The organism is Chitinophaga hostae, from assembly GCF_018224885.1.
GTDB lineage: Bacteria > Bacteroidota > Bacteroidia > Chitinophagales > Chitinophagaceae > Chitinophaga > Chitinophaga hostae.
In genome coordinates, this window is sequence record NZ_JAGTXB010000021.1 from 55022 (window position 1) to 79296 (window position 24275).

Annotated in this window: 18 protein-coding genes; 10 read left to right on the plus strand and 8 right to left on the minus strand. The window is 46.9% G+C overall.

Annotated elements, in window-relative coordinates; genetic code table 11:
- Positions 1-132 precede the first annotated feature (132 nt).
- On the minus strand, positions 133-1707 hold the full coding sequence (gene dnaB, locus KE626_RS28435; protein ID WP_211976457.1) for a replicative DNA helicase: 1575 nt from the start codon (positions 1705-1707) through the stop codon (positions 133-135).
- Between the two features lie 522 nt (positions 1708-2229).
- On the opposite strand from dnaB, the gene pheT reads away from it, so the two are divergent.
- The 7 genes from pheT (at position 2230) to KE626_RS28470 (ending at position 9407) form a co-directional block, all read left to right on the plus strand.
- On the plus strand, positions 2230-4659 hold the full coding sequence (gene pheT, locus KE626_RS28440) for a phenylalanine--tRNA ligase subunit beta (protein WP_211976458.1): 2430 nt from the start codon (positions 2230-2232) through the stop codon (positions 4657-4659).
- 11 nt (positions 4660-4670) lie between these two features.
- Complete coding sequence (locus tag KE626_RS28445; RefSeq protein ID WP_211976459.1) at positions 4671-4979, plus strand: hypothetical protein; 309 nt, start codon at positions 4671-4673, stop codon at positions 4977-4979.
- A gap of 16 nt (positions 4980-4995) precedes the next feature.
- Positions 4996-5289 (plus strand): cell division protein ZapA, encoded by a 294-nt coding sequence (locus tag KE626_RS28450; RefSeq protein WP_133807230.1) that lies wholly within the window; start codon positions 4996-4998, stop codon positions 5287-5289.
- Between the two features lie 171 nt (positions 5290-5460).
- The gene (gene rny / locus KE626_RS28455) at positions 5461-7026 is read left to right on the plus strand and encodes a ribonuclease Y (RefSeq protein ID WP_211976460.1); all 1566 of its coding nucleotides are present in this window, start codon (positions 5461-5463) and stop codon (positions 7024-7026) included.
- 121 nt (positions 7027-7147) lie between these two features.
- Positions 7148-7762, plus strand: a complete 615-nt coding sequence (locus KE626_RS28460; RefSeq protein ID WP_211976461.1) for a 3-keto-disaccharide hydrolase — start codon at positions 7148-7150, stop codon at positions 7760-7762.
- A gap of 13 nt (positions 7763-7775) precedes the next feature.
- Positions 7776-8564 carry an SDR family oxidoreductase gene (locus KE626_RS28465; protein ID WP_211976462.1) on the plus strand — a complete coding sequence of 263 codons (789 nt, stop codon included), beginning with the start codon at positions 7776-7778 and terminating at the stop codon, positions 8562-8564.
- A 21-nt stretch (positions 8565-8585) separates the two neighbouring features.
- Complete coding sequence (locus KE626_RS28470) at positions 8586-9407, plus strand: purine-nucleoside phosphorylase (protein ID WP_211976463.1); 822 nt, start codon at positions 8586-8588, stop codon at positions 9405-9407.
- Positions 9408-9473: 66 nt separating this feature from the next.
- Here KE626_RS28470 and scpB read toward each other — a convergent pair whose 3' ends face one another.
- The 5 genes from scpB to KE626_RS28495 all read right to left on the minus strand — a co-directional run bounded on the left by scpB (position 9474) and on the right by KE626_RS28495 (position 17530).
- Complete coding sequence (scpB, locus tag KE626_RS28475; protein ID WP_211976464.1) at positions 9474-10742, minus strand: SMC-Scp complex subunit ScpB; 1269 nt, start codon at positions 10740-10742, stop codon at positions 9474-9476.
- 120 nt (positions 10743-10862) lie between these two features.
- Complete coding sequence (gene atpG, locus KE626_RS28480) at positions 10863-11747, minus strand: ATP synthase F1 subunit gamma (RefSeq protein ID WP_211976465.1); 885 nt, start codon at positions 11745-11747, stop codon at positions 10863-10865.
- 168 nt (positions 11748-11915) lie between these two features.
- Positions 11916-12497, minus strand: a complete 582-nt coding sequence (locus KE626_RS28485) for a DJ-1/PfpI family protein (protein ID WP_211976466.1) — start codon at positions 12495-12497, stop codon at positions 11916-11918.
- 429 nt (positions 12498-12926) lie between these two features.
- Complete coding sequence (locus KE626_RS28490; RefSeq protein WP_211976467.1) at positions 12927-14543, minus strand: RagB/SusD family nutrient uptake outer membrane protein; 1617 nt, start codon at positions 14541-14543, stop codon at positions 12927-12929.
- A 41-nt stretch (positions 14544-14584) separates the two neighbouring features.
- Positions 14585-17530 (minus strand): SusC/RagA family TonB-linked outer membrane protein, encoded by a 2946-nt coding sequence (locus KE626_RS28495; protein ID WP_211976468.1) that lies wholly within the window; start codon positions 17528-17530, stop codon positions 14585-14587.
- 314 nt (positions 17531-17844) lie between these two features.
- On the opposite strand from KE626_RS28495, the gene KE626_RS28500 reads away from it, so the two are divergent.
- The 3 genes from KE626_RS28500 (at position 17845) to KE626_RS28510 (ending at position 21842) form a co-directional block, all read left to right on the plus strand.
- The gene (locus KE626_RS28500; protein ID WP_211976469.1) at positions 17845-19212 is read left to right on the plus strand and encodes a 3-keto-disaccharide hydrolase; all 1368 of its coding nucleotides are present in this window, start codon (positions 17845-17847) and stop codon (positions 19210-19212) included.
- Between the two features lie 113 nt (positions 19213-19325).
- On the plus strand, positions 19326-21113 hold the full coding sequence (locus KE626_RS28505) for a DUF885 domain-containing protein (RefSeq protein WP_211976470.1): 1788 nt from the start codon (positions 19326-19328) through the stop codon (positions 21111-21113).
- 372 nt (positions 21114-21485) lie between these two features.
- A complete protein-coding gene (locus tag KE626_RS28510) occupies positions 21486-21842 on the plus strand; it encodes an MmcQ/YjbR family DNA-binding protein (protein ID WP_211976471.1) in 357 nt (118 codons plus the stop codon).
- Here KE626_RS28510 and KE626_RS28515 read toward each other — a convergent pair whose 3' ends face one another.
- Complete coding sequence (locus tag KE626_RS28515; RefSeq protein ID WP_249207756.1) at positions 21843-22652, minus strand: sulfite exporter TauE/SafE family protein; 810 nt, start codon at positions 22650-22652, stop codon at positions 21843-21845.
- A gap of 281 nt (positions 22653-22933) precedes the next feature.
- A complete protein-coding gene (locus KE626_RS28520; RefSeq protein WP_211976472.1) occupies positions 22934-24271 on the minus strand; it encodes a Gfo/Idh/MocA family protein in 1338 nt (445 codons plus the stop codon).
- Positions 24272-24275: the final 4 nt, after the last annotated feature.

Here is a 24275-nt window from a genome sequence, read left to right on the forward strand (position 1 = left end):
CTTGATTTCCGTTGCAACCTTATATGCGTAACCGCTCCTCCTGTTTGGCAGAGGTCCCTGCGAACAAAAACTGATATCTTCCAAACTCAATCTCCGCTGCATTACTAACAGCTAAAAGCTAATGCCTAACTGCTAGAACGGTGCATCCTCAAAACCTTCATCGAAGTTCATATCGTTCATTTTGGATCCCTTCTGTATATACAGTTTTGCTTCGTCGTTGCCACCGCCGCCACCTTGCGGTGAGCGACTGATACCTGCAAAAGGACTACCGCCGCCACCGGGATTGTCAATGCTGCCATCATCTTCAAAACGCTGAAACTCCAGTACTGCCCTGAGTCTGATGGTATCCAGCTGACCATTACGGTGTTTGGCTATACGAACGTGGGTTTCACCTTTATTGGATTCGCCCATTTCATTGGTGTTGATCTCATAGTATTCAGGACGATAGAGGAACATTACCATATCGGCATCCTGCTCGATGGCGCCGGACTCACGGAGATCGCTCAACTGCGGCATTTTGTTACCATCTTTACGTTTTTCCACATCACGACTCAACTGCGACAACGCAATCACCGGTACCTGTAACTCTTTTGCGAGTCCTTTCAGGTCACGGGAAATTTTACTGATCTCCTGTTCACGGTTGGAACCTTTACCATCGCCGCCGCCGCTCATCAGCTGCAGATAGTCGATGATGATAACGCCTACGCCGTGGTTGTGTACCAGCCTGCGGCATTTAGCACGCAACTCAAAAATGTTGAGGGCCGGGGTATCATCGATGAAGATGGGTGCTTTTGCCAGGCGTTCGATACCGTGGGTCATCAGCTTCTTCATTTCATACTCTTCCAGTTTACCACGGGAAATCTTTTCCAGCTTTATTTCTGACTCGGCCGAAAGAATACGTTGTACAATCTGGCCGGACGACATTTCCAATGAAAATACCGCTGCTCCTTTCGGAAAGCGGGGGTGGAGGGCCGCATTACGCGCCAGGTTCAGCGCAAAAGCGGTTTTACCCACAGAAGGACGGGCTGCTATGATGATCAGATCGGTAGACTGCCAGCCATAAGTAACCTTGTCCAGTGAAGGGAAGCCGGATGGCACCCCGGTAATATCATCCCCCTTGTTACGCAGGTCCTCGATACGCTTCATGGTATTTACCAGTACACGATCGATGGAGTCGTAGTTTTTACGAAGGTGATTGTTGGTAACTTCAAAGAGTTTAGACTCAGCGCTATCCAGCAGGTCAAATACATCGGCCGTGTCTTCATAAGACTCCGTCAGTATTTCACCGGAAATGCGAATCAGTTCACGCTGAATAAATTTCTGGAGGATAATACGGGCATGCGCTTCAATATTTGCAGAAGACACCACCATATTCGTCAGCTTCATAACGGTAAAAGGGCCGCCTATCTGCTCCAGCGAACCCATTAGCTTGAGCTCTTCTGTTACGGTGAGAATATCTACCGGCATTGACTTTCCGGCCAGGCGGGTCATGGCGCTAAAAATAATCTGGTGTGCTTCTACGTAAAAACACTCCCCTTTTAATATCTCGATGACGGAGTCAAAAGCTCCCTTTTCCAGCATTACGGCTCCCAAAACAGCTTCTTCCAATTCTTTAGCCTGTGGTGGTATCTTGCCATACACCAAGGATGACACATCAATGGACGGCTTTCTGCGCACATTGCGGTCCTTCTTAAGATTGAGATCCATTTATGGTTAGTGTATTAAAAAAAGTTAATAAAAGGTTACTGTCAATGGGCCTTTCCAGTTGTTTTTACAATCGATGTCTGCATTTTCCTGCATTCTTCAGGGTGATAGCTACTTTAAGAAATTGTAAACTTTTGCAAGCCGTACAAACTAAGGTAAAGGCATTTTTTTGATTAACACCCCTCCCTTCGTATTAAATTTATTAAGCCTCATACACAGGTTATCCACAAGCATTTTGTCAGTTATCCACTGACAAAGATATGGTTATCCACCAAAACAACAGAAATACCCATGCGAAGGTCCGATTATTCACACACATTGTGTAAAAAGATTTTCCACATGCTGCAAAAACACCGCACCATGGCCGGATCAGCAATAAAAGCAGGAGAAAACAGCAAGCGGAAAGCAGTAAGCAGCTGTCTCCCGCCAACGCTTTCGCCCTTCCCACGTGCTTTTTGCTTTATGCTTTCCGCTTTAGCCGCTTTATTCCTAACTTTACGCCACTTATATAAACCGAGCAGATAAATGACGATTTCATACAACTGGCTATGTGATTATTTACCGGTGAAGCCTGCACCGGAGGAACTGTCTACCATTTTAACCAGGATTGGCCTGGAGGTGGAAAGCCTGGAAAAATTTGAAGCTGTAAAAGGAAGTCTGGCTGGATTGGTGATCGGAGAAGTACTGACGGCAGAAAAACACCCTAATGCAGACAAGCTGCGACTCACCACTGTTAACACGGGCAACGGCGAGCCTTTGCACATTGTATGCGGTGCACCTAACGTAGCAGTAGGGCAGAAAGTAGTGGTAGCCCCCATCGGCGCCACCATTTATCCGCTGGGTGGAGAACCGCTGACCATGAAAAAAGCAAAGATCCGCGGTGAAGAAAGCCAGGGGATGATTTGCGCTGAAGACGAAATAGGACTTGGCAACAGTCACGACGGGATCATGGTACTGGATGCCTCCCTGCAACCCGGCACCCCCGCCAGTGAAGTGTTTAAACCGGCCAACGATTATATCTTCGAGATAGGACTTACGCCCAACCGCATGGACGCCATGAGCCATATCGGCGTGGCAAAGGATGTATGCGCCTTCCTCAACAACCTGGAACAAACACACAAATACCAGGTACAACTGCCGGAAATAAAGGCACTGCCCACCGCAGCCAGCCCTTTATCCATCAGCATTACCATCGAAAATACGGATGCCTGTCCCCGTTATTCCGGTATATCCATTACCGGTATACAGGTGGCGCCTTCTCCCGAATGGCTGAAAAGTAAGCTGACGGCCATCGGTGTTCGTCCTATTAATAATATTGTGGATATCACCAATTTCATCCTGCATGAAACCGGTCAGCCCCTGCATGCTTTCGACGCCAACGCGATCAAAGGCAACGCTGTGGTGGTAAAAAATCTGCCGCAGGGTACTCCTTTCGTAACGCTCGATGAAAAAGAAAGAAAACTGGACGCCACAGATCTCATGATCTGTAACGGCGCCGGTGAAGGCATGTGTATTGCCGGCGTATTCGGCGGTTTACATTCGGGCGTATCTGATACCACACAAAGCATTTTCCTGGAAAGTGCATTTTTCAGCGCCGGTGGTATCCGGACCACCTCCTTCCGCCACGGCCTGCGCACAGACGCGGCCTCCCGCTTTGAAAAAGGAGTGGATATCTCCAACGTAGTATTTGCCCTGCAACGTGCAGCGGATCTTATTTGTACCCTCTGCGGCGGTAAAGCCGCTTCTGGTATTATAGATGTATATCCGTCTGTAAAAGTAAAAACACAGGTAGAAACGACGTATAGCTATATCCGTAAGCTCAGCGGCAGTAACTACCCTGCCGATAAGATCAAAAATATCCTGCGCAGCCTGGGCTTTGATATCTTGTCCGAATCGGCAGAAGGTCTTCGTGTATCCGTACCATTCAGCAAACCGGATATCAGCCTGCCGGCCGACCTGGTGGAAGAAGTGATGCGGATCGATGGACTTGACAACATTGAGATTCCATCTAAAATATCCATTTCACCCGCCCTTTCCGTGCAGCCGGATGCCGAAAGCATCAAGGAAAAAATAGCCAACTACCTGGCCGGCAACGGGTTTAATGAAATTTTTACCAACTCTATCACTAACAGCAAATACTATACGCCGGAAGTACTGGAAACAGCCGTGAAAATGATGAACAGTCTCACCGTAGAACTGGATATCATGCGCCCATCGATGCTGGAAACCGGTCTGGAAAGCATTGCCCACAACCTGAACCGTAAAAACGAAGACCTGCTGTTCTTCGAATTCGGTAAAACCTACCAGGTACTGGAAAAGGGTTATGGTGAAAATAATCACCTGGTACTGTATTTGACAGGCAGACAAACGACTGAAACGTGGATGCATAAAACCAGCCCGGTAGACTTTTACTTCCTGAAAGGTTTTGTGATCAATATCCTCCGGCAGCTGGGCTATAAACAGCTTAGCTGGGCAGAAAGCACCGGAACCGGCTTAACACCATCCTGGGAAATCAAAGTAAAAAACCAGGTGGTAGTTACCCTCGGAGGCGTTGCTGCTGCGAAGCTGAAGCAGTTTGATATCAGGCAGCCGGTTTGGTTCGCCACCTTTAACTGGGATAAAATACTGGGACTATTGCAAAAAAGTGATAACTTTTACAAAGAAATCCCACGTTTCCCGGCAGTTCGCAGGGACCTGGCACTGGTACTCGACAAACAGGTGAAGTTTGCGGCAGTAGAAACAGCCGCCAGGGGTGTGAAATCCGGTCTGTTACAACAGGTAAATCTGTTTGATGTATTCGAGAGCGAAAAACTGGGTGTTAATAAGAAGTCTTACGCCGTAAGCTTTACTTTCCTGGATCCTCAGAAAACACTTACCGACAAAGAGATTGACGGGGTAATGGACAAACTCATCAAAACATTTGAAACACAGTTACAGGCAGAAATTAGAAAATAAGATACTGAAAGATGGTTCTGGAGCAATACATTCAACGCGTTGAAGAAAGATTGCAACTGCTGGTAAAAAAACTCCAGCAGCTGCAGGCGGAGAATGTATTGCTGAAAGATGAAGTCAAAATACAACAACAGGAGCTGCAACAGCAGCAACAGTCGTTACAAAGCCTGGAGGAAAGGCTGCAACTGATGAAAATTGCATCCACCGCCCAGGGAGGTACCACCATAGCAGCAGAAGATGAGGCTTTCAAAAAGGAGATCCGCGGCAAAATCAATGACTATATCAAGGAAATTGACCGCTGCATCGCCTTGCTGAACAGCTGACCTAAAATCATAGATCATGGAACAACTCATTCCTATCAACATAATAGTGGCAGACCGCTCTTACCGGATCAAGATAAAACCGGAAGAAGAAGCGGAAGTTCGTCGTATTATGAAAGAAGTGAATGAGAAGATTGTCGATTTTAAGACTTCCTATGCAGGGAAAGACCTGCAGGACTATATCGCTATGGCCCTTATTATGTACGCCACACACCCTGTAACCAGCGGCGGTAAAGCCCAGGCGAGCACTGCACCCTTTTTGCAGGAGAAGCTGGAAAAGCTGGAAGAAATTATCAACCAGGCATTGGGTTGATCACCTTACCCATTGCTAAACAATGAATTAGCTAATTGGCTAATTATCACGTATCAAAGACGCTTTAACTGCTATTTTTTTGTATTTTCGCGGGTCAGTTCTCGCCCCTGTTGTGTTTTAGCAGCAACATGGGTATGAGGATACTACATAAATCAAGTATAAATAATTCATATGGATGTTACACTTATCACGACAATAGCTGCAGTAGTGGCATTGATCATTGGGATTGTGCTAGGTAAGGTGATTTTTGCCAAAAATACGCAGCATAAAATAGATGAAGCTGAGGCACAGGCGAAGAAAATCATTGCAGATGCACAGATCAGTGCGGAAAATCTCAAGAAGGACAGGCTGCTGGAAGCAAAAGAAAAATACCTGCAACTAAAGAGCGAGTACGAGAAAGATGTACTGCAGCGTAATCAGAAACTGGGAGAGTCCGAAAATCGTATCAAACAGAAGGAGCAGGCCCTTAACCAGAAAAACGAGCAAATCCAGAAGCAATTAAATGAAAACGACGCGATCAAGGAAACCCTGAACCGTCAGATGGAACTGGTCACCATCAAGCGTACTGAACTGGAAAAACACCAGGAAGAACATATCCGCCGCCTTGAAAAAGTAGCCGGCCTCACAGCAGAAGAAGCCAAACACCAGCTGGTGGAAAGCCTGAAAGAAGAAGCCCGCTCACAGGCCCTCTCTCATATACAGGAAATCATTGAAGACGCTAAATTAAAAGCGAACAAGGAAGCCAAAAAAATCATCATACAGTCTATTCAGCGTACTGCTGCAGAGCAAACCATTGAAAACACCATTACGGTATTTACCCTGGAAAGCGATGAAATAAAAGGTCAGATCATCGGTCGTGAAGGCCGTAACATCCGTGCCATTGAAGCGGCTACCGGTGTGGATCTGATTGTAGATGATACCCCTGAGGCCATTGTACTCTCTTCCTTCGACCCGTTGCGCCGTGAAATAGCACGTTTATCCTTACAGCGCCTGGTACAGGATGGTCGTATTCACCCTGCCCGTATTGAAGAAGTAGTGGAAAAAACAAAGAAACAACTGGAAGAACAGGTAATGGATATTGGTGAAAGAACCGTGATCGAACTTGGTATCCATGGCCTGCATAAAGAACTGGTGCGTCTTGTAGGTAAAATGCGTTTCCGCTCTTCCTACGGACAAAACCTGCTCATGCACTCCAAAGAAACCGCCAATTTGTGTGCGGTAATGGCTGCTGAGCTGGGCTTAAACCCCAAACTCGCCAAACGTGCCGGTTTACTGCACGACATTGGTAAAGTACCTGATGAAGAAACTGAGCTGAGCCACGCCCTGCTGGGCGCCAAGCTCGCCGAAAAATATGGTGAACACGCTGCAGTAGTTAATGCTATCGGCGCTCACCACGATGAAATGGAAATGCAGTATGTTATTTCCCCGATCGTACAGGCCTGTGATGCTATCAGCGGCGCCCGTCCCGGCGCCCGCCGCGAAATTATGCAGAGCTACCTGCAACGTATCAAAGATCTCGAGAACCTGGCCCTGGCTCACGACGGCGTGGAAAAAGCCTATGCTATACAGGCAGGTAGAGAACTGCGTATCATCGTGGAAAGTGATAAAGTGTCTGATGGCGACGCAGATCGCTTATCATTCGAAATAGCCAATAAGATACAAACAGAAATGCAGTATCCTGGCCAGATTAAAGTAACGGTTATCCGTGAAAAGAGAGCGGTGAATATCGCCAGATAATTTTCTGATTCAAAATCCAGGAAATTGACCTTATATTGGAGTCCTCCGGTTTTACCGGGGGACTTTTTTTTCTGTAAGCTAAACTTCATTCAATAAACCGATAATCGCTAAATGCAGTGTTATGAAAAAAACCTTTGTTAAATTCCTGCTGGGATCCGCCTTGCTACTCGGCACCGGCAGCGCGTTTGCCCAAAAATCACAGTCGTTGTTCAACGGCAAGAACCTGGACGGCTGGAAAATCTACGGTACAGAAAAATGGTATGTGGAAAATGGTGAGTTAATCTGCGAAAGCGGTCCGGATAAGGAATACGGTTATCTCGGCACTGATGGTCAATACAAAGATTTTGAACTGACCGTACAATTCAAACAGGAAGCCAATGGCAACAGCGGTGTATTTTTCCATTCATCCCTGGAGGGTACCAAAATTACCGGCTGGCAGGCGGAAGTAGCGCCTCCGAACATGCATACCGGTGGTATCTACGAATCTTATGGCCGCGGATGGCTGATACAACCTGATAAGGAAAAAGAAAAATACCTGAAAATGGGTGAATGGAATACCATGAAAGTAAGGGTACAGGGAGATAACGTTACCACCTGGCTCAATGGACAGGAAATGATTACCCTGAAAGATGCTAAAATCGGCGCCGCCAATGGCCAGATTGCATTACAGATCCACTCCGGCGGTGGTATCAAGGTAAGATGGAAAAACATTAAGCTGAAACCCCTGAAATCCTAAATCAATTCAGGGAATGTACTTTACTGATAAAGTCATATTCATTACCGGCGCCAGCTCAGGGATAGGCCATGAGCTGGCGCTTTTGCTGGCAAAAGAAAAGGCCCGGCTCATACTGGCTGCCCGTAACCGGCCCGCCCTGGAAGCCGTGCGCAATGAATGCCTGCTGTACACGCCCTTTTGTGAAATATTGTTGATGGATGTTACAGATGAAACCCAGGTCAATGAAGGCGCCAAAAGCGCTTTAGAATTCTTTGGGAAGATAGATGTACTCGTGAATAATGCCGGCGTAACCCAGCGGTCCAAACTTATCGATACCTCTGTGGCCGCCGTACGGCAATTGATGGAGGTGAACTTTTTTGGCGCCGTTATGCTCACCCAGGCCCTGCTGCCTCATTTCAGGGCACAGGGAGGCGGACAAATCATCGTTATCAGCAGTATGGCTGGATTAATGGGATACCCATGGCGTTCCGGTTATAATGCGGCCAAGCATGCCCTGCAGGGCTATTTTGAAACCCTGCAAACCGAACAGCCTATTCCCCGCTTATATACCACCATCGTGTGCCCGGGCCGGGTACATACTCCCATCACCTTCGCAGCCATTACGGCCAACGGCGAGCCCTATGGAAAAATGGACCCCAAACAAACAAAAGGATTGTCTGTTACCTACTGTGCCCAACATATTCTAAAGGCAATGCGTAAACGAAAAAAACTGGTACTGATTGCCAGGGAAGAAAGAATACTGTTGTGGTTTAAAAGATATTTTCCCCCACTGTTTTATGTGATTGCGCGCAAAGGGAATTAATTTGCAGCAAATTCAACAACTATGGATCTGTTACTTCAACAAATAGCAGCAGCTACCAGCTACCTGCAATCCTTTCCCTTTGAGCAACCCCGCGTAGGTGTAGTTCTGGGAACAGGCCTGGGCGAACTCGTGAATCATATCAGGATCGCGCATACCATTCCTTATCAACAGATCCCTCATTTCCCGGAATCGACGGTAGAATCGCATAAAGGACACCTGATACTGGGACATATCGGTATCACACCGGTGGTAGCGATGCAGGGCCGCTTTCATTACTATGAGGGCTATACGATGCAACAGATCACCTTTCCTGTTCGTGTGATGAAAGCCATGGGTATTCAACAACTATTGCTCAGTAATGCCGCCGGTGGTATGAACCCTTCCTTTAAAAAAGGGGATCTCATTCTGCTGGAAGATCATATTAATATGCAACCGGAAAATCCGTTGCGTGGTCTTAATGCACCTGCCTATGGTCCCCGCTTCCCTGATATGAGCCGGCCCTATCATCCTGCGCTGGGCGAACAATTAAAAGCTACTGCGATCTCCCTGGGTACTACATTAAAAAGCGGTGTATACGTGTCCGTTATGGGACCTAACCTGGAAACAAGGGCTGAGTACCGCTTCCTCCGTATGATAGGCGCCGATCTCGTAGGCATGAGTACCGTACCCGAAGTAATTGTAGCCAACCAGCTGCAACTCCCCTGCGCGGCGGTTTCCGTGGTTACTGACGAATGTGATCCCGACAACCTGCATCCCGTTTCTATTGAAGAAATTATTGCAGTAGCGGGTAAAGCGGATAAGCTGCTGAGCAGTCTTTTTGCCGGTGTAATTGCAACGCTGTAGTATAAAAAGCAACGGCTGCACCCTCAGGGCACAGCCGTTGCTTTCTATAACCGGTATGGTACTATGTTATTTCCAGAAGCCCTCGTCTTCGTCATCCTCTTCCTTGTCATCCTCTTTATCATCCTCCTTTTTCTTATCTTCTTCTTTCTCTTCTTCGTCCTCCTCTTCATCATCATCCGCTTCCCCTCCGCCAATTACCAGTAGCTTTTCTCCCATGATGTCATCTTCCATCATATCGTCCGGATCTTCATCGCTTTGATCCTCTTCCTCCTCCTCATCATCATCATCTTCTTCATCTTCTTCTTCATCATCTTCCTCCTCATCTTCATTTTCTTCTTCTTCTTCAACGTCGGCTGTTTCAGCTTCCGTTACGCCTGTTTCTTCCGTTTTTATATCATTTCCGGAGATGCTATCTTCTACAATGCCATCCGGATCTTCATCCGTTTCTTCTTCGTTTTCATCTTTCCCATCCTCTTCTTCCTCTTCATTTTCTTCTCCCTGTTCTTCCTCCTCTTCGGTCGCGAGTTCTTCGTTTGCTTCCTCTATAATATCATCAAACCGAACAATTTCGTCATCCGGCTCCACTTCTTCGTCTTCTGATGCGGGTTGTTCTTCTTCCGGTGAGGCAAGGGTATCCAGTTGATGATCGGGATCCAGCAATTCGCCATCTTCAGACACCATGAGGGAATGTGCAGTTTCGGTTTCAGGCTCAGAGGTATGGCTGCTATGTTCACCACGGCCCAGGGTGGCTGTTTCATCGTTGATAAGGGTGGGTTGCACCATTTCTTCATCAAACAGCTCCTTAAGCTTTGGCAGGTCGGCCACAGAGCTGATCCCGAAATAGTCCATAAAGGAACGGGACACGGCATAAAGCAGTGGTTTACCGGGCAGGTCCTCACTACGGCCGGTAATAACAATCAGTTCTTTTTCCAGGAGTTTTTGTATAGAATAATCGGTGCTTACACCGCGGATATATTCTATTTCTCCTTTGGAAATAGGCTGCCGGTAAGCGATGATGGCCAGTGTTTCGAGAGCGGCTGTTGACAGGCGCTTCAGGAATTTATCACCATTGAGTTGCGCTACGGTCTGATAATAATCTTTTTTGGTAAGGAATTGATAGCCACCGCCGCTGCTACGTACTTCAAACGCATAAAACTCAGAGCTGTATTTTTCCCTGATGGCCTCCATGGCGGCTTCTACCTGATCCAGGTTGGTACGGTCTTCCAGGAAAGCCAATGCATTGTTGAGCAGATCCACTATTTCCAGCAAAGGCAATGGCCTGTCGGCCGCAAAAATTAATGCTTCCACGTGCGGGATGATCTGTGATATTTCCATACGTTAACAGGAGGTGTCGATTTACAAAAAAGGTCAAAGACCGAAAATACAGTCTTTGACCCTAATCTGAAAATATTAATTCAATTGTTGACTTCGTGCTAAAAAATTGCCTTACAGTACTTATCCGGCCAATGCTGCAGCACCGCTCACGATTTCTGTAAGCTCAGTGGTAATGGCCGCCTGGCGTGCACGGTTGTAAGAGATTTTCAGGGTACGCAGCATTTCGCTGGCGTTTTCTGTTGCCTTATCCATCGCAGTCATACGGGCGCCATGCTCAGAAGCATGAGAATCCAGGATGGCCTTGAAGAACTGTGTGTTCAGGATCTTAGGCATCAGCTCAGCAATCAGGGTTTCTTTTTCAGGCTCAAAAATGAAGTCTGCTTTCAGACCGCTTTTATCCTGGTTTTCAACCTTTGAAATTGGCAGGAACTGCTCAGAAACAAATACCTGGGTGGCTGCGTTCTTAAATTCGCTGTACACAATTTCAACGGCATCGTAGGTACCATCAATAAACCCGTTCAATGCTACGGCAGCTGCCTCTTTCACATGATCGAAGGTCAGATTTGCAAAGATCTGCCAGAATTTATCGTTTACTTTATAACCGTTCTGTACAAAATGGTCGTAACCTTTCTTACCGATCGGCAGGATTTCTACATTGCCCTGCTCAAACTGTTCAGCATACTTTTCGCGGATAACGCGTTTGGCAGTTTTAATCAGGTTAGAGTTGAAGGCGCCGCACAAACCTCTGTCTGAAGTAATTACCACAATCAGTACTTTTTCAACGGAACGTTGCGCCGCCAGCGGCGTATCAATATTGCCTTCGCTGTTGGAAACAATATTCTGCAACATTTCCTGGAGCTTTACAGCATAAGGGCGCATCAGCATGATAGCATCCTGTGCACGTCTTAATTTAGCAGCACTTACCATTTTCATGGCTTTGGTGATCTGCTGACCAGATTGAATAGACTTGATTCGGTTACGAACTTCTTTAAGCTGTCCGGACATATATAAAAATCAATTACGAATTACGAATTATCAATAGCCAATGCAGGGATAGCCTCCTGAATTTGGCTGCAAAGGTAAGCAATGACAGTTTAATTTGAAAATCCACAGAAAGATAATTTAAACTTTCTTTATATAATTCGTAATCAATTTTTTATAGATAATAAATTTCTAAAGCGTGATACTGGTTCCCAGTACCTGCAGAAAGGCTGCTATCCATTGCGGATGAGCCGGCCATGCGGGAGCTGTTACCAGCTTACCATCTACTACCGCCTCATAAACGTTTACCGAAACGTAAGTACCTCCGGCAGCTGTTACTTCCGGCGCCACAGCCGGGTAAGCTGTCAATTTTTTACCCCGTACCACATCAGCGGCAGTGAGGATCTGGATACCATGACAAACAGCGGCCACCGGCTTATCTTCCACGAAGAAATGCTTTACCAGCTCCAGCACATTCCTGTTTAAACGCAGGTATTCCGGCGCACGGCCGCCTGCAATCACCAGTGCATCGTAATCCGCACCGGCTACATCATTAAAGGTGGCGTTGAGCACAAACCCATGTCCGGGCTTTTCACTGTAAGTCTGATCGCCTTCAAAATCATGAATCGCTGTTTTGATCTTGTCGCCGGCGGCCTTATCAGGACAAACGGCATGTACTTCGTGACCAATCATTTGCAGCATCTGGAAAGGAACCATTGTTTCATAGTCTTCTGCGTAGTCACCGGTTAGTAATAATATCTTCTTCTGGGCCATAAATGCGAGGGTTATTTCCAGATAAATATAGTGCTTTTTAGCTGTTAGCCATTAGCTTTTAGCTTTTAGTAAATGCAGCGAAGACCATCAATGATCTTCGCTGCATTTACTAAAAGCTAACAGCTAAAAGCTAAGAGCTGGTTCGCTGCATTAGCTAAAAGCTAACAGCTAAAAGCTAAGAGCTGGTTCGCTGCATTAGCTAAAAGCTAAGAGCTGGTTCGCTGCATTTACTAAAAGCTAAAAGCTGGTTCGCTGCATTAGCTAAAAGCTAACAGCTAATACCTAAAAGCTGGTTTGCTGCATTAGCTAAAAGCTAACGGCTAAAAGCTAAAAGCTGGTTCGCTGCATTTACTAAAAGCTAACGGCTAAAAGCTAAAAGCTGGTTCGCTGCATTAGCTAAAAGCTAACAGCTAATGCCTAAAAGCTAAATCAGTATCCCGGGTTCTGCGGGAAGTTATTCGTACTTCTGTCGATCTGATCCTGTGGGATAGGTCGTAATACATGGGTTGGCTTGATATTATTCCGGGCGTCCTCATTATGCAGTTTAACCCTTTCCAGGAGTTTGTGGGTGCGGGTGAGGTCAAACCAGCGCATTTGTTCTCCTACCAGCTCCCTGGCTCTTTCGTCGAGGATAAAATCAATATTCATATCTGCAGCAGATACCGTCATCGCGTCGTGGTTAGCCTGCGTTTCGGCCGGGGTAGTACCAATACGGGCAGACCTCCAGCGGATCACGTTTACAAGATCGGCAGCTTCCTGTTTTTTGCCTTGCATCATCAGCGCTTCAGCTTCTATCAGGTAGGTTTCTGCCAGGCGCATGGCGATAAAAGGCCTTACACCGGAAGCCTGGTTATCAGGACGCAGCGCATCCGCAAATTTATTCAGAGAAGGATACAGCTTTTCTGTATACAGTCTTGGTGGTACCAGCATATAAGGTTTGCTGGCGATCACGGCATCTGAAACATCATATCCGGGCAGGAAAACAGCGGTATCACCGGCTTTCAGGTTGTCGATAGGCGCATTCGTTTTCCACACGACGGTATAGAATTTTTCGTAACGCACATCGTGTACCCTGTCTTTATACAATGTATCTATCAGGAATTTTGTAGGTCTGAAACGCTTCCAGGGCGTACCATTGGGCAGATCGCGCTTCATGCCTTTCAACACGTCATATTGCATCAGGAAAAAGCGGCAGGCGTTGTTGTCCGGATAACCATAAATCGCATCGGTAGTATACTGCGCAGCGAAAATGGTTTCGTCATTGTTTTCCTTACCCTGTGCCCATACCTGTCCAACATCCGTGAGTAATTTAAATCCATAGTTTTTGATCACCATGTCTGCATATTTGGCGGCATTTGCATAATCGTCCGGTTTGGCCTGGGGAGAGGAGGCACGGGTCAGGTATACTCTTGCCAGCAGGTGTTCTGCTGCAGGCTTGGTAGCGCGTCCCCATTCTGCTTGTGTGGCGGGTAATTCGGCTTCTGCGGCCAGCAGGTCGCTGATCACTGCATCGTAAATAGCGGGCACCGGATCACGATTGGCTTCTCTTACAATTTCCGTGTTTTCGTGCAGGCGTAAGGGTATAGCGCCAAATAACTGCATCAGCACAAAGTGGTAATGCGCCCTGCAAAACAGCGCCTCTGCTACTCCTTTTTTCCTGGTGGCTTCGTCCAGGTCAGCAATCTTGCCGGCCCTGTCTATCGCTACATTACAAGCGTTGATGGTTTGATAGAAGCTGTTCCACACCTCGCGGACATGGTCATAGCGGGAGTCCAGCTGTGAAGTATACTGACTCGTATATTTATAGTTTCCGTCGGAACCATTTGTAACAATATCGGTACCGGTTTCGGTAAGCGTCATGCCTCTTTCCGTGCTGTAGAAATTGCGCATAGACACATAGGAACCGTTTACGGCCGTTTGAAAACCAGCTTTAGTATTATAGAAATCATCTGTTACGTTGGTAACTATTTTTTCATCCAGCATTTTATTGCAGGAGGATGCAGCAGCAACGGTGAACAGCATGATGGCAGGAATTATATATCTCATAACGTTTTCTTTTAAAGATGTTTAATCAGGACCGGTTGATTTTAAAATTTGGCATTTATTCCGAATTGCAACATCCAGGTAGCCGGGGCGTCGATACCGATCACGTTTACGTCTTCAGGATCCACTCCTTTCCATGTTTGGCGATAAGGCGCCAGGATCATCGGGTTTTTAACGCCTACATTGACCCGCAGATCCTGCATACGCATGCGTTTCACCATTGCATCGGGGAACGAGTAGTTGAGTGTTACGCTCCTGATTTTAAAGAATGAGCCATCAAAATAGCTGAGCGACTGGTAGTTGCTGGGCCTTTCCTGGTTGGCATTGGGCCTTGGAAAATCGTTGGTAGGATTTGCCGGTGTGTTATAGTCGATGTTGAGGTTGTTATAACGTCCAAACAGGGTGTTATAGTTCTGGTAGAAATCACTTTTGATCATGCTTCCTACGCGTGCAAAGGCAACGATCGACAATTCAAATCCTTTATAAGAAAAACGCTGAGTGGTACCTGCCGACCATTTAGGCTCCGGAGATCCCAGGATCTGGCGGTCGTTTTTAGCATCGATCAGCGTATCTTTATTAACATCTTCCAGCCTGATTTCACCAGGTTTCACGTTGTAGAGCTTCGCCAGCTGGGCGTCTTTGTCCTGCCATACTCCTACCTTCTTAAAGTCGTAGTATACATAGGTAGGCTGACCAACAAACCAGGCATTTCCCACATCAGCAGTTCTACCATCACCCAGCGACAGGATTTTTGACCGGTTGAAGAACAGGTTGGCGTCCATTTTCCAGCTAAATCCATTTGGATTATCGATGATGGCGGCGCTTAATCCGAATTCAAAGCCACGGTTCTGAGAGGAGCCCAGGTTCATCAGCACTTCGTTAAATCCATTGCTGAATGGCAGTGTTTGTGGCATGAGCAGGTCGGTGGTATGTTGGTTATACCATTCCATCACACCGGTGATTCGTCCGTTCAGGAATCCGAAATCAATACCGATGTCGGTAGAGGTGGTAGATTCCCAGGTGAGGTTGGGATTACGCAGATCAAGCGGTACAAAGCCCAGCACGCCTTTATTGCCGAAGGAATAAGGAATCCTGCTGAGGTTACCTTGTGTAGCGTATGGATTGATACCGGTATTACCGATACGGCCATAGCTCGCACGCAGTTTCAGGTTATCCAGGATATGCTGACCTTTCAGCCAGTTTTCGTTGATCATGTTCCAGGCTACTGCTACAGAAGGGAAATAGCCCCATTTTTTACCCGGTGCAAAACGGGAGGATCCGTCGGCGCGCAAGGTGAGGGTAGCCAGAAACCGGTCATCATAACCATAGTTCAGGCGGCCCATGTAGGAGAGGATAGTCCAGGAACTCAGACCGCTGGTTACTCCTGTAACATTGAGTGATTGGCCCAGGTTATAATACAGCTGTGTTTCCACCGGTATACCTCTTACGTTGGTAGTAGAAAAATCGAGATTCTGGCGTTGAACGCTGTACAGGCCTGTAAAACCGATTGAATGTTTTTTGATCTGTTTATTGTACGTCAGGATGTTTTCGATGGTATACGCCATGGTCGACGCATTTCCTTTGTTAGCCGTTGCATCGCCGCCGCCGATGAGCAGGTTCGTATTGTTTTTCCCCTGGAAGAGGCCATAGTTGTAGTGCTGAATATCCGGGCCCACATTGAGGCGGTATTTCAAACCATCAATGATCTCTACTTCTGCAAACAGGCTGGTGAAAATACGGAAGCGTTTCATCAGTTCCACACGGTTGCCTGGTACATAATCCAGCAATGGATTGGGTTGCTGACTATCGCCGGTTGGGTAAGTGATCAATTTTCCATTATCGTCGTAAGGGGCGGCAATTGGCAGCATTTTCAGGGCATTGTCTATCCCGTTGTATGTTTCGCCATTGCGTTCGCTGTAAGCCCCTAAAAGGGTAGCTCCTACGTGAACCCGGTTGCCGATCAGCTGGTCGATACCGAAATTGAAATTATAGCGTTCATAACTTTGCAGTTTCAGTACGCCCTGATCTTTGAAGTAGCCCAGCCCCACGGTGTATTTTGTTTTTTCTGTACCGCCGGCTACGCTGAGGGCATGATTGGTTTGATATCCCGGGGAAATCATCAGCTTCTGCCAGTCTACATTTGTTCCTTTCTGGATATTGGCGTATTCAACGGCATTGAAGATTTTTTTATCGGATGCATCCGGGTTGGCATCATCGTATTTGCCGAGGGTGCGATTAGCTTCCCGGCGCATTTCTATGAAGCGTTTGGCGTCCATCATGTCTGATTCGCCGAGCTGTTGTACATATCCGTAGGAGCCGCTGTAGGACACCACGGGTTTTCCTTCCTTACCTCTCTGGGTGGTAATGAGCACCACACCATTGGCGCCCCTGGAGCCATAGATGGCTGTTGCGGACGCATCTTTCAAAATATCCATCGATTGTATTACTCCTGTACCGATATCGCTGAGGCTCCCTGCGTAAGGAATACCGTCTACCACATAGAGCGGGTCGTTACCGGCCCTGAGAGAGCGGCTACCACGTATACGCACAGTGGGCTCATCGCCGGGTTTGCTGCTGTTATTGAGTACTTCCACCCCTGGAGCACGGCCTTGTAAAGCCTGTTGGGGATTGGTTACCGGCACGTCCTGGATCGATTTCGTACCTACCGATGAAATGGCGCCGGTTACATCTTTTTTCTTCTGTTGGCCATATCCGACCACTACAATTTCTTCCAGTTTTTTACGGTCTTCGTCCAATACAATGGATACAACTTTGCGTCCGTTCAGTGATTCTTCATGTGTGGCAAATCCGATAAAAGTGAATACCAATACGGCATTGGATGGCTCTTTTACCTGCATGCGGTAATGCCCTTTTACATCGGTTTGGGTACCCATGTTTTTTCCTTTGATGGAAACGGTAACTCCTACAAGCGGCACTTTCTGTGCATCCAGCACATTACCTTCAACTGTAATCGGGTTACTCTGTGCCATGATAAGTTGGTGAAATAGCAAGAACGCTACCATACAGACCATACGTGAAAAAAGCATTTTCATAACGTTGTTTAATGAAATTGTGGAATAAAGGATACTTAAGTTAGATTTTTGGCTGTCTCTTCTGGTTCTTTCGGAACCAAAATAAGATAATTTTAGATTACTGCAATCGTTTGCATATTTTATTTTATTCGAAATTTACCCGGAACATAATAGTGGCCGGATTATCACAGATTTAAAAAATAAAATCTTTTGCAATCGGTTGTAAAAATGAAATTCATTGTTTATTTTGCTCGTCTTATTACGTTTCAGTTATGAAAAAGACGATCCTTTTATGTGGCACCTTTCTTTGCATGTATGGTGGCCTTTTTGCGCAGAAAGCCCAATGGCAGCAGCTTTTCAATGGTAAAGACCTGAAAGGCTGGAAACAGCTGGGCGGGGAAGCGAAATATCATGCGGAGAATGGTGAAATAGTGGGTACCACCGTGATGAACACGCCTAACTCTTTCCTGGCAACAGATAAAGACTATGGTGATTTTATCCTGGAGCTGGAATTCAAGCTGGGAAAAGAGTTTAACTCGGGCATCCAGTTCCGCAGCCAGAGCAGATCTGACTACCAGAACGGTCGTGTATTCGGCTACCAGATGGAAATAGATCCTTCCGACCGCAAATGGAGCGGTGGTGTATATGAAGAAGGCCGCAGAGGCTGGCAGTACCCGATGGAACTGAATCCTGCCGGTCAGCATGCCTTCAAAAAAGACGGCTGGAACAAATACCGTATCGAATGCCGTGGTAATGAAATGCGGACCTGGGTAAACGGTGTGCCAACCGCCCACCTTGTAGATACCGCACTGCCAAAGGGTTTTATTGCCTTGCAGGTACATGGTATCGGTAAAAATGCAGCGGATGACAACAAAAACATCTATTGGAAAAACATCCGGCTGATCGAAAACCCCGCTGCTTCCCAATATTCTCCATATGATAACATCTATGTGGTTAACAATGTGGATAACACTATTTCCGGCCAGGAAAAGAAAAATGGCTTCCAGTTACTATGGGATGGTAAAACCAGCAAAGGCTGGAGGGGCGTTTACAAGAAAAACTTCCCTGCCACCGGCTGGTCCATGCAGGACGGAGTATTGACCATTGGTCATTCTACCGGAGATGAAGAAGGCAGCGGCGGCGATATTGTCACCGAAAAACAATACGGCGCCTTTGAACTGGAATTTATGTTCAAACTCACGCCAGGCGCGAACAGTGGGGTGAAGTACTTTGTAAGCGAAACCTATGAAACAGGTGGTAAATCTGCTATCGGTCTCGAATACCAGGTATTGGACGACGAAAAGCACCCGGATGCGAAATTGGGACGCGACGGAAACCGCACGTTAGCAAGTCTTTACGACCTCATGACAAGAAAACAGGAAAAACGTGCCATCAACCCTATTGGAGAATGGAACAAAGGTCGTATTATTGTGTATCCAAATAACCACGTAGAGCACTGGTTAAATGGATTTAAAGTATTGGAATATGAGCGTGGTTCCCAGGCTTTCAAAGACCTGGTAGCCATCAGCAAGTATAAAAGCTGGAAGAATTTTGGTTTGTGGCCTGAGGGGCACATCCTGTTACAGGATCACGGAAATGAGGTTTCTTTCAAGAGTATTCGCATAAAAGTTCTTAAATAATATTTTTTATCTTTTTTTTCATTGTTCACTGTTCTAAATAAGCATTCCGATTCTTCGGAATGCTTTTTTTTTGGAGAAAACGGTAAATTACTTCTTATTCACAACCCTTCATTATGTTCAGGTTACAACAAAAAGGCTACCTCTTCCTGCTGGGAACCCTGCTTGCCGGCGCATGCCAGCAACCGGTTCAGCATAGTACGCCCCAGGCCACGCAGGACTCCCTGCATCACCTGGCGGCCCGTTACTACGACGAAAACATGGCCCTCAATCCTTTGCAGGCGACCCAAAACGGCGAGAACCAGTACAACGATCAGTTGCCAATAGATATCAGCGAAGCTTTCCGGGCAAAAGCAGACTCCTTCTATGCCAGCTACCAGCAGGCCATTAAGGGAATTGATACAGCCGCATTATCCGGTAACGACCGTATTACCTACGATATGCTGCAACGGGAATTTGATGTAAACCGGGAAGCACTCTCATTTCATGACCACCTGATGCCGGTACAGCAGTTTACCTGCCTGCCCTTAACACTGGCCCAGCTGGGATCAGGCTCCTCTGCCCAACCCTTTAAAACAGAAAAGGACTACCATAATTTCATGCACCGTATGGAACGGTTTGCTATATGGACTGATACGGCCATCGCCAATATGCGCCGGGGTATTGCCACTGGCTATGTGCTGCCTAAAAGCCTGGTGGTGAAAGTCATTCCCCAGGTAGCAGACCTGGCCAAAAAGGATACTGCCAACAACGTTTTTTACGCGCCTGTTAAAGCGATCCCCGATTCGCTGGGAGCTGCCGTAAAAGCGGCGCTGACAACCGATTACGCCGCTGCCGTTGAAAAATACATTCTTCCGTCTTACGCCAAATTGCGCGATTTCATGCAACAGGAGTACCTGCCCAAGGCCCGCAGCAGCAGCGGTATTGGCGATATTCCCGATGGGAAGGCCTATTATGCTTTCCTGATCAAAAGCTGGACGACCGCTAATCTCACCCCGGAAGAAATTTTTGCCCTGGGAGAAAAAGAAGTGGCCCGTATCCGCGGTGAAATGGAAACAGTGAAAAACAGTACCGGCTTCAAAGGTGACCTGCCTGCGTTTTTTGCCGCTGTAAGGGCCGATAAAAAGCTCCGCATCTTTAAAACACCCGCTGCCATCCTGGATTCTTTCAAGGCGATTGAAAGCAAGATCATGCCGGGCGTTAAAAAAATGTACGGTCATCTCCCGAAAACAAAATTCGAAATCCGTCAAACAGAAGCCTACCGCGCCGCCTCCGCTTCTGCCGAATATATACAGGGCAGCGCCGATGGCACCCGTCCAGGCGTATTTTACGTGCCCATCCTCGATGCCACTACGTTTCCCTACACTGGTATGGAATGCCTGTTTTTACATGAAGCCATTCCCGGTCACCACTTCCAGATATCCCTTCAACAGGAAAACGATTCACTGCCTAAATTCCGGCGCTTTTCATGGATTGGCGCCTACGGCGAAGGATATGCCCTTTACTGTGAAAGTCTTGGGAAAGAACTGGGGCTCTACACCGATCCCTATATGTACTTTGGCCGTCTCACTGACGAAATACACCGCGCTATTCGTTTAGTAGTGGATGTTGGTTTACACACCAAAGGCTGGACCCGCGAACAGGCTATCAAATACATGATGGACAATGAACCACTGTCTACACAGGAGGCGACCGCCGAAATAGAACGTTATATGGCTATTCCCGGGCAGGCACTTTCCTACAAGATCGGGGAACTTAAAATCCATGAGCTTCGAAACAAGTATACAAAGGAGCTAGGCTCCAAATTCAGCCTCTCCTCTTTTCATGATGAGCTGCTGAAAGACGGCTGTGTACCGCTTTCCGTACTGGAACAAAAGATGGCACGCTGGGCAAAAACACATTAAAGTTTAAGATAAAAGGCAAAAAGCCATTGAAGCGATACCAGTCCCCATCCGCTTCAATGGCTTTTTGCTTTAAGCTTTAAGCTTCCTACCAATGATTAAATTTTGATTAATAAAAAATATTACATTTCAACCAGAGACCGTCTGGTTGCGAAAAAGATCATTTCCTCTTACACCCGCTATCACTTTTTAACATTCAGTATTGCGTTTTATTTCCTATTTTTATAATGCAGTTTCATTCACTATTTACAGCCTAGATTTACAGTAGACACGCATACTTCATATTTTAATATGTTAGTCTGTGCATGTAAATTATTCAACGAATTGTCGTCCTAAAAAAACGGCGTTATATAATATTCTTTAAAACCTGCTGTTATGTTTGATCATACCCTCGATTTATGCCGGTCACTCCCGGCTGTCATCACTGAAGAAAAGTGGGACAATGAGCTGCGCTTCTATGTAGGCGAAAAGTTGTTTTGCATGATTTCCCTGGAGCCGCCCCATCGGGTTTCATTCAAATGCAGTCAATCGCAATTCCATCAATTGATATCAAGACCGGGGATCGTGCCTGCACCGCATCTGGCCAGGTATCACTGGGTACAATTGAAACAGGAGGACATGCTGCCGGAACCGGAACTGGAAACGTTTCTGCAAAATGCCTACGAGCTGATAGTAAGTTCGCTGCCGCCATTTGAGCAGGAAGCCATCCATAAAATGAGGGCGCACGCCTGATTACTTCCAGATAGTAAAGAAGATGTCGTATACCCCAAATACGATAAGGGTAAGTGCAAATAATTTTTCGAGGGCCGGTGTTTTCATTTTAACAGCAGTTTTAGCCCCCAGGTAAGAAGCAGGAAATGCAGTGAGCGACAGCAATAAAGCAATGTTCCAGTCTATATGCCCCAGCCACCAGTGTGTTAATGCACCGGGTACCGACAGCACCGCCGATAATATTACTGCACAGGCCAGCGCCTGTTTGATAGGCATTTTTAATTTCCTGATAAAGAAAGAGCTGAATAACACGCCCCCTGCATTTGCCAGCAGGCCCGACAAAAAGCCAATGAAAAGAGCGGCTGCCACTAGCTTACCAGCAGGCACATCTGCACTTTCCAGTCTCACTTCGCCCACCGGTTTTCCCCGCATAAATGAATACATCAGGGACAGACCTGTGGCCATAATAAACAGGGCCGTCATAATCATCAGCGACTTACCCGGCAAATAGCTACTCAGCCAGGAGCCGATAACGGTAGCGGGCACACCAAATGCCGCGCCCAGCAGGATCACCCGTTTATTGAAAAGCTTCTCTTTGCTGTATACCGCCGTAGCCGATAAAGTACTGGTTATCGATGCCGGTAAAGGCGATGCCAGGGCAAAGAAAGGATTAACACCGGCAAATATCTGCAGGGCCGGTGTGCTGATAGCACTGCCTCCTTTACCGAGTAAACCGGATAAATAGCCTACTACTAAGCCTATCAGTAATACTGACAGGTATTGAGATTGTTGTAAAAACTCCATCAATTCATCCCTCCGGGGAACGCGCAACTTCGTGGTTGGTATGGTTGGTTATAAAAAATTACAGGTAAGTCAAAAGTAGGTTAACCACATTCCTTAAACAAATAATATCAATAACAAAAAGTTATGGGAGATAACAAGATATTATATTTATTGCTAGTCTATAAACGTAATAGGAGAAAGGGTTTCAAGACAATGCGAAGATAAGGAATTTTGAGATCCGGTTATCAAAAGATGAGCGTATTTTTTTAAAAAACAGGTTCCGGTTGCCGATCACCATCACTCAAAATTCCTTTATAAAAAGATTAAAATCAGGCTTTAGGTGTCCAGCCTTTTTCATATTCCCTGTTCCACATGTTCATAGCCTCGTTATCGTTGAGGATATGCCCATTGGAAGGGTCGGTATGTAAAATACGGCCGGTGCGTTGAGCAATATTACCCAGCAAACAAAGCAGGGTGCTGCGGTAGCCAATATTGATCTCAGCATTCAGTTTAGCATTACCGCGAATGCTTTCCAGGAAATTGTTGAGATGCACAGCATCGTAAAATTCACCGGCAGGACTAACGGTATTGGTTACACTCTGATTAGGGTTTGCGGCCTGTTTCACTTCCTTGATCACTTTTCCTTTGGGATCAATGAGTTTGTAGCTATCGCCTCCGGAGTTATACAGACTGCCATTTTCGCCAAACAAGGCGAATCCGCGCCCGCTGCCTTCCAGGTTGAAAGGACTGCAGCTGCGGCCTTCCCAGGCAATCGCTTTACCGCCCTCAAATTCGAAATTGAGGGTTTGGGTATCGGGTGTTTCCCAGTCATCTTTCGGATAGGCATAACGGCCCCCGGCAGAAGTTACCCTGGTAGGAAACTCCACATCCATAAACCAGCGTAAACAATCCAGCTCATGGGTAGCATTGTTGCAGGTTTCGGAGGTACCCCAGTTCCAGCGCCAGTGCCAGTTATAGTGAACGATGTTATCGAGATAATCGCGGCGGGGTGCGGGGCCCTGCCATAAGTCCCAATCCAGTGTAGCCGGTACCGGTATCTTTTTGCCGATACCGATGGGTTCGCGGTTATTTACATACCATCCCCTTCCATAGTACACGTTACCCAATACCTTTTGCTCTTTCACTTCTTTTACTGCCTGCTGCAGGTTAGGCCAGGAACGGCGCTGGTTGCCCATTTGCACAAGGCGATTGTATTTCTTTGCAGCCTCCAGCAATATTTCTCCCTCTCCCGGTTCATGTGCGCAGGGCTTCTCTACATACACGTGTTTACCGGCTGCAGTAGCCATAATAGCCGCCGGTGCATGCCAATGATCCGGTGCAGCTACTATCAGCGCATCGAAATCCTTGCGTTCCAGTAATTTGCGGATGTCTTTAATAACCGTTGGTTTCTTTTCCTGTGCGCCTGCAACGGCTTTCAGTCCCTTGGCGATGGCGCCGTCTTCCACGTCGCATATATAGCCTATTTCGGCTCCGGGCAATTTGGCAGCACATTGCGCCAGCCAGTTACCCCTTGAATTTACCCCCATCACACCCAGCACAAGTTTATTGCTGGGGGCGTTTTTCCCGAAAACGGGGAAATTGAGGATGGTTAAACCTGCTCCCAAACCGGCCATGCTACCGGTTTTAAGAAAGTCTCTTCTCTTCATAGTG